Here is an 11,122-nt window from a genome sequence, read left to right as displayed (position 1 = left end):
GGCTTCTCGTTCGCCAGCCCGCAGACCAACATCGCGCCCGTGACTCAGGTCGATGCCTCCACGCACACCGACGTCGATGTGAAGAACATCACCAAGTCGCTCGATGCGGTCGGCAGCCTGCTCGGCGGTGTGAAGCTGTAAGCGTCATCCCCTCGAAGGGAGAAGGAACGCTCGCGTTTCCTTCTCCCTCTCCGCAGTTCCGCATCACCGGCCCTCGCGCGCAACGCGCGAATCACCGCGGCCAACGCCTCCCCTCACTCGACGCGCGAACGAACTAAGGGCAATCGCCTAGTTGACAGCCCCTTTTTTGACTCCCTACACTGCATACAACCCTGCACACAACAAGACACGCAGATTTGTGTGGTGCAGTTTCCAGAGATTGGATGCGGGTTTACTCTTACTCGGGAGTTCATCATGGTTCAGTTGTCTCGTTTCATCCGTCGCGCGCTGGCGTGTCTGGCCTTGGCCGCAGCCGCGATCGCGCAAGCGCCCGCTCATGCCGAAGACGCCGGCGCGTGGCAAAGCGTGAAAAAGGCGGGCGTGCTTCGCTGCGGCGCGGCCGTCGCGCCGCCTTACGTGATGCGAGATCCGAAGACCGGCGAATACAGCGGCTTCTTCGCGGATCTATGCCGCAACTTCGGGCAGAACGTACTGAAGGTGAAGGTCGAATTCGTCGATACGACGTGGGACAACATCGTCGCGGGTCTGCAGTCGGACAAGTGGGATCTGTCGATGGCGCTGAACCAGACGCCCGAGCGCGAGAAAGCGGTGTCGTTTTCGGCCCCCGCGACGGACTACAACGTGTCGTTCGTCTATAACAAGAACAACCCGAAGATCCCGAAGGGCGCGCACAGCCTCGCCGACATCGACAAGCCGGGCGTGACCATCGCCGTGATGTCCGGCACCGCGCAGGATAAGGCCATCTCGGCGGCGTTGAAGCAGGCGCGCATCATGCGCCTGCCGGGCAACGACGAAACGCGCCTCGCCCTCATGTCGAAGCGCGCCGACCTCCTCGCCGACGCCAACATCACCAACATGCTGCTGACCGAAGCGCATCCCGACTGGGCCGCGACCGTTCAGCCGACGCCGCCGCTCGCGCAACAGGAAGTCGCCTTCGGCCTCCGCAAAGAGACATCCGCCGCCGATCTCGCGGTCCTCAACGACTACGTCAGCGCGCAAGTCAAATCGGGCGCCGTCGACAAGCTCATCAAGACCTCCGTGCAGGCCATGCTGGTCGCCAACAAGTGATGTGACGCGCCGATCCGTGCGGCAGTCCCGGCGGATCGCGCGCGATAACCCCGCACATCGTCATCCGCAGATCACGCGCCCGCGCGGGCGCGCTTGCTGGAGAGATTTCATGCTGTCATCGCAAACCATGATTGCCCCACACGACGCCCCGCCCGCCGTTCTCGATCTTTCCCCCGCCACGTCCGGCGAGTTCGTGCAGTTCAGGGACGTGTACAAGTCCTATGGCGAGAACCTCGTCGTCATGGATCACATGAACCTCGACATGCGCGAGGACGACCGCCTCGTCATCATCGGGCCGAGCGGCAGCGGCAAGAGCTCGCTGCTGCGCGTGATGATGGGACTCGAAGGCATTCAGGGCGGCCAGATAGGCTTTCAGGGCCAGCCGTATATCTTCGGCGCCGATTCGGGGCGCGGCAAGCGCATCGACGCCAAGCTGCAAAAGCAGATCGGCATGGTGTTTCAGCACTACACGCTCTTTCCGCATCTGTCCGTGCTCGGCAACCTGATCCTCGCGCCGGTCAAGGTGGGCGGATTGTCCAGGACGGAAGCGACGGAACGCGCCCGCACGTATCTCGCGCGGCTCGGTCTCGAAAGCAAGCTGCACGCGTATCCGAGCCAGTTGTCGGGCGGCCAGAAGCAGCGCGTCGCGATTGCGCGCGCGCTGATGCTCGAGCCGAAGCTGATGCTGTTCGACGAAGTCACATCGGCGCTCGATCCGGAAATGGTGATCGAAGTGCAGAACGTGATGCTCCAGCTCGCCGAGCAGAAGATGGCGATGATCATCGTCACGCACGACATGCACTTCGCCCGCGATATCGCGACGCGCGTCGTGTTCTGCGCGGGCGGCAAGATCGTCGAGCAAGGCGCGCCCGCCGATATGTTCAAGTGCCCGAAGCAGGCTCGCACGCGCGAGTTCCTCGAGAAAGTGCTGCATCTCGATTGAGGCCGAACATGAACTATCACTTCGATTTCCGCTTTCTCGAAGGCAGCTTCAGCGCCTTGCTGGATGGCCTCAGGGTCACGATCGAGCTCGCTGTCGCGTCGAACATCATGGGTCTCGTGTTCGGCTTTCTGCTCTGCCTGCTCGCGATGAGCCGCTGGACGTTAGTGCGCTGGCCGGCGCAGTTATTCATCGAGTTCTTCCGCTGCACGCCGGCGCTTCTGCAGATCGTGTGGTTCTTCTACTGCATCCCGATGCTGGTCGATGTCTTCATCGATCCGATCACGATGGGCGTGCTCGCGCTCGGGCTGAATCTCACGGCCTTCAACGCCGAAGCGTATCGCGCGGGCGTTCAGGCCGTGCCGAAGGAACATCTCGACGCATGCGTCGCGCTGGGTCTCAAGCCATGGCAACGCACCATGTACGTGGTGCTGCCGCAAGCGCTGCGCAGCGCGATGCCCGTGCTCATGACCAACGGCATCGGCAGCCTGCAGCAGAGCGCGCTCGTCGCCATCGTCGCGGTTGCGGACCTGATGTATATCGGCAAGAGCCTCGCGACCGAAGCGTATCGGCCGCTCGAAACCTACACCGTCGTGGCGCTGATCTATTTCGCGCTGTCCCTGCCGATCGCGAAGCTCGTCAACGTGATCGAGCGCCGGCAAGACCTCGCGGTCAAGCGTTGAGGAGACGAACATGCATCTCGACTTTTCCGCCGTATTGCCCTACTGGCTCGTGCTGCTCAAGGGACTCGGGCTGACGATCGCCTTCACCAGCAGTTGCGCCGTGATCGGCAGTCTCGCGGGCTTCGTGCTGAGCCTCTTGCGCATGTCGCCCTCGCGCTGGATGAAGGCCGCGACCACGCTGTACGTGGAGTTCTTTCGCGGCACGCCGCTCCTGATCCAGCTCTTCTGGGTCTTCTTCTGCTTCCCGGTCGTGTTTCGCATTCCGATTCCGCCGTATGTGTCCGTCGTGATTTCGCTGACGCTCTACATGGCCGCGATCACGAGCGAAACGTTCCGCGGCGCGCTGAAATCGATCTCCGGCGAGCAGCACGACGCATGCATCGCGCTGAGTCTCTCGCCGCACGCGAAGATCCTCTACGTGATCTTCCCGCAAGCGCTGCTGCGTTCGATTCCGCCGCTGCTCTCGAACGTCGTCAGCCTGTTCAAGGAAAGCGCGCTCATCTCGTCGGTGGGTGTCGCGGACCTGATGTTCGTCGGCCAGAACATCTCGAACAGCACGGCGAAGCCGATCGAGTTTCTGACGACGGTCGCCATCATTTATTTCCTCGTCGCTTTTCCGCTCACGCGTCTCGTCGGCGTGGTCGAAACGCGTTTGCTCAGGCGCTTTGCCTACTAACCTCAATCAACGACTCATCGTTCAGTGGAGCAACTCATGCAGATGAAAGGCATCCTTCCCGCACTCGTCACGCCGTTCAACGCATCCGGCGCGGTCGATCACGACACGCTCGCGAACATCCTCGAATTCCAGCTCAAGGCGGGCGTCAAGGGCTTCGTGCCGCTCGGCTCGACGGGCGAATACTACGCGCTCACGCACGACGAGCGCCGCGCGATCCTGAAGACCGTGCGCGAAGTGGTCGGCGACCGCGGCACGCTGATCGGCGGCGCGAACGGATCGTGCACGCGCGAAGTCATCGAACAAACGCAACTGGTGCGCGACGCGGGCTACAAGAACGTGCTCATCGCGCCGCCGTACTACGCGCTGCCATCGCAACAGGAATTGATCGGCCATTACGAGGCGATTCTCAAGGCGGTGCCGGACGTCGATATCGTGCTGTACAACTATCCGGTGCGCACGAACGTCGAAGTCGGCTTCGAAGTGCTCGAAGCGTTCAAGGACAATCCGCGCGTCGTCGGCATCAAGGAAAGCAGCGGCAATCTGCTGCGCGCGATCGAAATCGGCGAGAAGTACAAGGATCACTATCAGCTTTCCTGCGGCTCCGACGATCAGGCGCTCGACTTCTTCCTGTGGGGCGCGTCGAGCTGGATTTGCGGGCCGGCGAACTGCTTCGTGAAGCAGGTCGTCGATTTCTACGACAAGTTCGAAGCCGGCGATATTCGCGGCGCGCAAAACGTGATGCGCTCGCTCTTCCCCGTCATGGCGACGATGGAAGCCGGCAAGTTCGTGCAGAAGGTGAAGTACGGCTGCGAGCTCGCGGGCTTCAAGGTGGGCACGGCGCGCATGCCCTTGCAGCCGCTCACCGACGAAGAGAAGGCCGAGTTCCGCGCGGTGTTCGAAGCGGCCCAGCAGTGATGCGATGCCGGCGGCGCTTTTCCGCCGGCGCACTCAATCAAGCGGATCATCCGGATGAGCAAGCACAACTTCAAGAGCATCGAAGGACATACCGAAGGCATGCCGGTACGCATGGTGATCGATGGCGCGCCGCCGCTTGCGGGCGCGACCATGGAAGCGCGCCGCAAGGCGTTCGTCGAAAGCCACGACTGGATTCGCCGCGCGCTGATGCTGGAGCCGCGCGGGCATTCGCACATGTCCGGCACGATGCTCTATCCGCCCCTGTCCGATGACGCGGACATGAGCCTGCTCTTCATCGAAACATCGGGCTGTCTGCCGATGTGCGGCCATGCGTCGATCGGCTCGGTCTCCTTCGCCGTCGAAGCGGGGCTCGTCCGGCCGAAGACGCCGGGCACGGTCATCGTCGACGTGCCCGCCGGCAAGCTCAAAGCGAAGTACGAAATGGACGGCGAGCGCGTGTCGTCGGTGCGCTTCACGAACGTGCCGAGCTTCCTGCTTCATCGCGATGTCGAGATCACGCATCCTCACTTCGGCAGGCTCGCCGTCGATATCGCGTATGGCGGCAACTTCTATCCGATCGTCGAAGTGCAGCCGAACTTCCCGGGCTGCGAGCACTTCGCGCCGGACGCGTTGCTCACGTGGGGCCGGCAAATGCAGGCGGCGGTGAACGCGGCCATCGACGTGATTCATCCGGACCATCCCGGCATACGCGGCGTGAAGCACACGATGTGGACCGGCGCGCCGCTATCCGATGACGCCGACGCGCGCGCAGTCGTCATCGCAGGTGATAGTCTTATCGATCGATCGCCGTGCGGCACGGGAACGTCCGCGCGTGTCGCGCAACGCCACGCGCGCGGGCTGCTCGATATCGGTCAGGCGTTTCGTCATCAGAGCCTGATCGGAAGCAGTTTCATCGGACGTGTCGAAGCGACGACGACGCTGAACAATGGCCTCGACGCCGTTCTGCCCAGCGTCGAAGGCCGCGCCTTTCTCACGGGCCGCGCGGAATACTACGTCGATGACGCGCAGCCTTACGCTCACGGTTTCAGCCTGCAGGAGTATGTGAAGTGAACGCCGTTCCTCGCGAAGTCTCCACGCACGATCCGCTTCCATCCAGCCAGGAAACCGCCGTGGTGATCGGCGGCGGCATCGTCGGCCTGTGCTGCGCGCTCTATCTGCAACGCGGCGGCTACGCCGTCACGCTCATCGACCCCGAAGCGCCGGGCAACAGCACGGCGAAATGGAGTTGCGGCCAGATGGCGGTGAGCGAAATCATCCCGCTGTCGAAGCCCGGCATCCTGATGAAGATACCGGGCTGGCTGATGGATCAGAAAGGCCCGCTCGCGCTGCGTCCGGGCGCGCTGCCAGGCATCATTCCGTGGTTCCTGCGCTTTCTGATGTGCGCGCGGCACGCGAAGATCGTCGAGATCGCGCAGTCGATGGCCACGCTCACGCACGACGTCTACGCCGATTACGCGCCGCTGCTCGACGCATGCGGCGACAAGACGCTGATGGGCGAGCGCCCGATTCTCGAAGTCTTCGACGATCCCGCCGCACTCATGCATGAGCAGCCGCATCTGCAACTGCGCGAATCGCTCGGCTTCAGGTCGCAGCGGCTGAACGCGAAGGATATCGGCGATCTCGAACCGGCGCTCGCGGGCAAGTTCTCGCACGGACTGCTGTTCGACGACTGGCGCGCCGTGAAGGACACGATGGGCTTCATCGTCGCATTGACCGATAGCTTCATCGCGCAGGGCGGACGTCGCGTGCAGACGGAAGCGCGCCGCATCGACGAGGCGAACGGTCAGGCGACCGGCGTCACGCTCGCGAACGGCGAGCGCATCGCGGCGCGGCATGTCGTGGTGGCGGCGGGTACGGGCGCGCGGCACTTCTTCGAGTCGCTCGGCGTGAACGTGCCGCTCGCGGGCATCGCGGGCTATCAGGCGGTCGTGTCGGACCCGGGCGTCGAGATTCGCCATTCGGTCATCTACGCGGACGGCGGCTTCTGCTTCACGCCGATGACGCGCGGCCTACAGATCGGCGGCACGATCGAATTCGCGGGACACGGCGCGAAACCCAATTTCAAACGCGCGGACATCATCCTCGAGAAGGCGAAGCGCGTGTTGCCGGAGATGCGCACATCGCAGGTCGAATACGGCGTCGGCTATCGGCCGTTCCTGCCTGATACGAAGCCCATCATCGACCGTTCGCGCAGACTGAAGAACGTCTACATGGCGTTCGGTCATGGCCAGCTCGGCCTCACGCTCGGCGCGACTACCGGACGGCTGATCGCGGACATGGTCGCGGGCCGCGCGACGAAACAGAACCTCGAGCCGTTCAGCGCCTATCGCTTCTCCTGACTGACGAGACGAATTCATGAAATCGTACGACAAGCTTTTCATCGACGGCCGCTGGGTCGCGCCCGTTCGCAATGGCCGTTTCGAGACCATCGATCCGGGCAATGAGGAAGTCATCGCGAGCGTCGCGGCGGCGACGTCCGAGGATATCGACATCGCCGTGAAAGCCGCGCGCAAAGCCTTCGATGAAGGTCCGTGGCCGCGCATGCGCGGCGCCGAGCGCGCCGCCGTGTTGCGCCGTATCGGCAAGGGCATTCGCGACCGCCTTCAGGCGCTCGCCGAAATCGAAGTGCGCGACAACGGCAAACCGCTTCCCGAAGCGCTGTGGGATCTCGGCGACGCCGCCGGCTGCTTCGAGTTCTATGCGGGCCTCGCCGAAAAGCTCGACGACAACGCCGAGACGCCCATCACGCTGTCCGACGACCGCTTCAGTTCGGTCGCGCGCAAGGAGCCGGTCGGCGTCGCGGGCGCGATCATCCCGTGGAACTTCCCGATGCTGATGGCCGCATGGAAAGTCGCGCCCGCGCTGGCTGCGGGCTGCACGATGGTGCTGAAGCCGTCGGAGCTCACGCCGCTCACCGCGCTCGAACTCGCCGACATCGCCGCGAATGCGGATCTGCCGCCGGGCGTGCTCAATGTCGTGACGGGCCTCGGCAAGGACGCGGGCGCGCCCTTGAGCGGGCATCCCGGCATCGACAAGCTCGCGTTCACGGGGAGCGTGCCGACCGGCAGCCGCATCATGCAGGCCGCCGCGCGCGACATCAAGAACGTAAGCCTCGAACTGGGCGGCAAGTCACCGTTCATCGTCTTCGATGACAGCGATATCGATGCGGCCGTCGAATGGATCATGTTCGGCATCTTCTGGAATCAGGGCGAAGTGTGTTCGGCCACATCGCGTGTGCTCGTGCAGCGGGGCATTCATGATCGCCTGCTCCAACGGCTGACGGAGGAAACGCGCAGGATCAGCATCGGCAATGGATTGAAAGACGGCGTGCTGCTCGGACCCATCGTCAGCAAGGGGCAATTCGACAAGGTGCGCGAGGCCGTCGAGCGCGGCGTGAGCGAAGGCGCGCGCCTCGTCACCGGTGGCGAACGGCCCGCGCATCTGGACAAGGGTTACTTCATGGAGCCCGTCATTTTCGCCGATGTGCCCGCCGATAGCTGGATCTGGAACGAAGAGATTTTCGGGCCGGTCGTGTGCATCCGCGCGTTCGACGACGAAGCCGAAGCCGTGCGCTCGGCCAACGATTCGCGCTTCGGTCTCGCGGCGGCCGTGATGTCGCGCGATATCGCACGATGCGAGCGCGTCGCGCGGGCGTTGCGCGCGGGCATCGTGTGGATCAACTGCAGCCAGCCCACTTTCACCGAGGCGCCGTGGGGCGGCTACAAGCAAAGCGGCATCGGACGCGAACTGGGCGAGTGGGGCTTGAACAACTATCTCGAGACCAAGCAGATCACGCGCTACGACAGCGACAAGCCGTGGGGCTGGTACATCAAATAAGGCCGGACGATCATGCGCTGGAAGAAAACGCTTCAACTCGTCGACGTGCATTGCGAAGGCGAAATCGGCAAGGTCATCACGGGAGGTGTCGTCGGCATTCCGGGCGAGACCATGCTCGACAAGATGAACTACATCAACGAAGTGGACGACAGTCTGCGCCGGCTCGTCACGCTGGAACCGCGCGGCTGTCTGCAGATGTCGGTGAATCTATTGCTTGCGCCGACGAAACCCGAAGCGCATGCGGGCTTCATCGTGCTGCAGGCGGACAAGGCGCATCCGATGTCGGGCAGCAACGCGATCTGCGTCGTCACGGCCTTGCTCGAACTCGGCATGGTGGAGATGCACCAGCCGGAAACGACCGTCGTGCTCGATACGCCGGCCGGGCTCGTCACCGCCCGCGCGGCCTGCAAGGATGGACGCTGCACAGGCGTCTCGCTCGACATGGTGCCGGCGTTCGTCGAGCAACTGGACGTGGAGATCGAGACCGAACGGTTCGGCACGATCAAGGTGGATATCGCGTTCGGCGGCGTGTATTACGCGCTGATCGATGTCGATCAGACCGGGCTCACGATCGCGCCTGATAACGCACGCGCGCTCGCGGAACTGGGCGTCGCGCTGAAGGACGTCATCAACGCGCAGGTTCGCGTCGCGCATCCGCTTTATCCCGCGATCGACGAAGTCGCTTACGTCATGTTCCGCAACCGGCTCGGCGACGCGCTCTATCAGACCTGCACGACGCTGCCTCCGGGACGCGTCGACCGCTCGCCGTGCGGCACCGGCAGCTCGGCCAACCTCGCGACCTTGTCGGCGCGCGGGCTCGCCGAGGTCGGCAGCAGGCTGACATCGCGCTCGACCATCGGCGGCGAATTCGCTATCGAACTGCTGGGCAAGACCGAAGTCGGCGGCAGGCCCGCCGTGCTTCCGCGCGTCACGGGGCGCGCATGGGTATATGGATTTCAGCAGATCGGCGTCGATCCGGACGATCCGCTCGCCGCCGGTTTCATGCTGAGCGACACATGGGGCACGGGCTTTTCCGCCGCCTGAGACGGAGCGCGCACGATGATAAACTTGAACGCGCGCCCGTCTTTCCGGGCCTACGACGACGGCGGTGAACACATGAGCAAAGCGACCGCGGAGACCGAAGCCGGTGTCCGCCGGCATGGCGGACGGTATATCTACGAAGAACTGCGCAAGCAGATTCTTACCCTGCAACTCAAGCCGGGCGCTCCGCTCGACGAAGTCTCGCTCGCGGCGCAATTCGGGCTGTCGCGCTCGCCCGTGCGCGATGCGCTCGCGCGACTCATCAGCGAAGGCCTGGTGACGATCCTGCCGAACCGCACGACGCTCGTCACGCCGTTCGAGATCGAAGAGTTTCCCAAGTACATTTCGGCGCTGGACCTCATTCAGCGCGCGGTCACGCGTCTTGCGGCGCTGTATCGGACCGAGGCCGATCTCGCCCGCATTCGCAAGGCCGACGATACCTACATGAAGGCGATCGACAGCGGCGACTTCAACGCGATGTCCGAGACCAACAAGGGCTTGCACATGGCTATCGCTCATGCGGCGAACAATCCGTATTTCATCGGCTATTACGAGCGGCTGCTCGGCGAGGGACAGCGTCTCCTGCATCTGCATTTCGACTACACGGTGACATCGCCGGCGGCGACGAAGCTCGGCCGCGACCACGCCGACATCATCGACGCGATCGCGCGCCAGGACGCCGATGCCGCCGAGAAGCTCGCCCACGAACACACGATGCTGTTCCAGAAGCGCTTCCTCGACTATATGCGGCAGAACATGACGGAGTCGATGGCGCTGATGTAGCCGGGTTGTCGGGCTCGCACTGACACGTCTCGCGGCGCTGTCTTGCGGCATCCAACGAATCGATCCGGCCGGTGCTGCAGGCACCTCGCGCGCGAATGGCGGCGCCGTCTTTTTTATCTTGTTCTTCAAGGACTTGGGCTAACCGGGCAGGTCTTTCGGATGCGCCTGGCACGCCGCTCGCATAAGGAGATGCGAGCGCAACGATTGGTGCTCATCCAACCCACCCAGTCCCAGGAGACACATCATGCTGAAGATCGACAACCTCGCCGTGAGCAAAGAACTCGACCGCGCCGAAATGGGCGCCATCGTCGGTGGCTCGAGCATCTTCCAGAACAACGGCATCAACTCCAACTTCAACAGCGGCTTCTCGTTCGCCAGCCCGCAGATCAACGTCGCGCCCGTGACGCAAGTGGATGCTTCGACGCACACGAATGTCGATCTGACGAACGTCACGAAGACGCTCTCTTCGGTCGGCAGCCTGCTCGACGGCGTGAAGGTGTAACGCATCATCTTCGAAGGGAGAAGGCACAACGCTGTTGCCTTCTCCCCTTCCTGTCAAAGCTGTACTCGCTCGTTCTCCCCGCTTTTCCCACTGCGACGCCTCGTGTCACGAGCGTCAGCATCGAATAGCCGATCGTTCGGATATCGAATCATCGGTCAGTCTTGTCGATTCCAAAAAATCCCTTCTGCACGACCGTTCAAACGCTTGAGTCGCGTTGTCTTGCGATGTCGACGCGCGTTCCGCCCGATGTGATCGTGTTCGTCAATCTCCGACAAATCCCACGATTCTGTTTTCCATCACCCAACATGTCGTCAGCCATCAAGGCCGCTTAAATCAATTCGATTTCTCGTCGAGCCTATAAATTTCTTCTTCAATTCAGCCACTTAGATTAACCGAACGGTTCTTCCAGCTCCGCTTGGCACGCCCCTCGCATATGTAGCTGCGAGCGCAACGATTGGTGCTCATCCAACCAACCA

The 11,122-nt window shown here is 63.0% G+C and carries 11 protein-coding genes; all 11 read left to right on the top strand.

The window, feature by feature from the left end; genetic code table 11:
* Positions 1-414 precede the first annotated feature (414 nt).
* The 11 genes from AWB78_RS39790 (at position 415) to AWB78_RS39740 (ending at position 10,646) form a co-directional block, all read left to right on the top strand.
* Positions 415-1,248, top strand: coding sequence for a substrate-binding periplasmic protein (locus AWB78_RS39790; RefSeq protein WP_062612423.1), 834 nt, complete (start codon positions 415-417; stop codon positions 1,246-1,248).
* A 109-nt stretch (positions 1,249-1,357) separates the two neighbouring features.
* Positions 1,358-2,191: an amino acid ABC transporter ATP-binding protein gene (locus AWB78_RS39785; protein ID WP_062612420.1), complete on the top strand. Its 834-nt coding sequence runs from the start codon at positions 1,358-1,360 to the stop codon at positions 2,189-2,191.
* A gap of 8 nt (positions 2,192-2,199) precedes the next feature.
* The gene (locus AWB78_RS39780; protein WP_062612418.1) at positions 2,200-2,871 is read left to right on the top strand and encodes an amino acid ABC transporter permease; all 672 of its coding nucleotides are present in this window, start codon (positions 2,200-2,202) and stop codon (positions 2,869-2,871) included.
* A 10-nt stretch (positions 2,872-2,881) separates the two neighbouring features.
* The gene (locus AWB78_RS39775) at positions 2,882-3,547 is read left to right on the top strand and encodes an amino acid ABC transporter permease (RefSeq protein WP_062612416.1); all 666 of its coding nucleotides are present in this window, start codon (positions 2,882-2,884) and stop codon (positions 3,545-3,547) included.
* Positions 3,548-3,583: 36 nt separating this feature from the next.
* Positions 3,584-4,462, top strand: coding sequence for a 4-hydroxy-tetrahydrodipicolinate synthase (gene dapA, locus AWB78_RS39770; protein WP_062612414.1), 879 nt, complete (start codon positions 3,584-3,586; stop codon positions 4,460-4,462).
* A 54-nt stretch (positions 4,463-4,516) separates the two neighbouring features.
* The gene (locus AWB78_RS39765; RefSeq protein ID WP_062612411.1) at positions 4,517-5,533 is read left to right on the top strand and encodes a 4-hydroxyproline epimerase; all 1,017 of its coding nucleotides are present in this window, start codon (positions 4,517-4,519) and stop codon (positions 5,531-5,533) included.
* Positions 5,530-6,822, top strand: coding sequence for an NAD(P)/FAD-dependent oxidoreductase (locus AWB78_RS39760; protein WP_062612409.1), 1,293 nt, complete (start codon positions 5,530-5,532; stop codon positions 6,820-6,822). Before AWB78_RS39765 ends, AWB78_RS39760 begins: the two co-directional genes overlap by 4 nt.
* Before the next feature lie 16 nt (positions 6,823-6,838).
* Positions 6,839-8,320 carry an aldehyde dehydrogenase family protein gene (locus AWB78_RS39755; RefSeq protein WP_062612407.1) on the top strand — a complete coding sequence of 494 codons (1,482 nt, stop codon included), beginning with the start codon at positions 6,839-6,841 and terminating at the stop codon, positions 8,318-8,320.
* 12 nt (positions 8,321-8,332) lie between these two features.
* On the top strand, positions 8,333-9,364 hold the full coding sequence (locus tag AWB78_RS39750) for a proline racemase family protein (protein ID WP_062612404.1): 1,032 nt from the start codon (positions 8,333-8,335) through the stop codon (positions 9,362-9,364).
* Positions 9,365-9,436: 72 nt separating this feature from the next.
* A complete protein-coding gene (locus AWB78_RS39745) occupies positions 9,437-10,144 on the top strand; it encodes a GntR family transcriptional regulator (protein WP_062612425.1) in 708 nt (235 codons plus the stop codon).
* Positions 10,145-10,388: 244 nt separating this feature from the next.
* The gene (locus AWB78_RS39740; RefSeq protein WP_062612402.1) at positions 10,389-10,646 is read left to right on the top strand and encodes a hypothetical protein; all 258 of its coding nucleotides are present in this window, start codon (positions 10,389-10,391) and stop codon (positions 10,644-10,646) included.
* Positions 10,647-11,122 lie beyond the last annotated feature (476 nt).

This window comes from Caballeronia calidae (assembly GCF_900044055.2).
GTDB classification, from domain to species: domain Bacteria; phylum Pseudomonadota; class Gammaproteobacteria; order Burkholderiales; family Burkholderiaceae; genus Caballeronia; species Caballeronia calidae.
Note: the sequence above shows the minus strand (reverse complement) of the source record. Positions and strands in the feature narration are given on the sequence as shown.

What these genes read in the sequence shown, in the direction of transcription:
- AWB78_RS39750 (WP_062612404.1), top strand. Translation starts at nt 8,333, where the DNA reads ATGCGCTGGAAGAAAACGCTTCAACTCGTCGACGTGCATTGCGAAGGC.
- AWB78_RS39755 (WP_062612407.1), top strand. Translation starts at nt 6,839, where the DNA reads ATGAAATCGTACGACAAGCTTTTCATCGACGGCCGCTGGGTCGCGCCC.
- AWB78_RS39790 (WP_062612423.1), top strand. Translation starts at nt 415, where the DNA reads ATGGTTCAGTTGTCTCGTTTCATCCGTCGCGCGCTGGCGTGTCTGGCC.
- AWB78_RS39785 (WP_062612420.1), top strand. Translation starts at nt 1,358, where the DNA reads ATGCTGTCATCGCAAACCATGATTGCCCCACACGACGCCCCGCCCGCC.
- AWB78_RS39780 (WP_062612418.1), top strand. Translation starts at nt 2,200, where the DNA reads ATGAACTATCACTTCGATTTCCGCTTTCTCGAAGGCAGCTTCAGCGCC.
- AWB78_RS39775 (WP_062612416.1), top strand. Translation starts at nt 2,882, where the DNA reads ATGCATCTCGACTTTTCCGCCGTATTGCCCTACTGGCTCGTGCTGCTC.
- AWB78_RS39740 (WP_062612402.1), top strand. Translation starts at nt 10,389, where the DNA reads ATGCTGAAGATCGACAACCTCGCCGTGAGCAAAGAACTCGACCGCGCC.
- dapA (WP_062612414.1), top strand. Translation starts at nt 3,584, where the DNA reads ATGCAGATGAAAGGCATCCTTCCCGCACTCGTCACGCCGTTCAACGCA.
- AWB78_RS39765 (WP_062612411.1), top strand. Translation starts at nt 4,517, where the DNA reads ATGAGCAAGCACAACTTCAAGAGCATCGAAGGACATACCGAAGGCATG.
- AWB78_RS39745 (WP_062612425.1), top strand. Translation starts at nt 9,437, where the DNA reads ATGAGCAAAGCGACCGCGGAGACCGAAGCCGGTGTCCGCCGGCATGGC.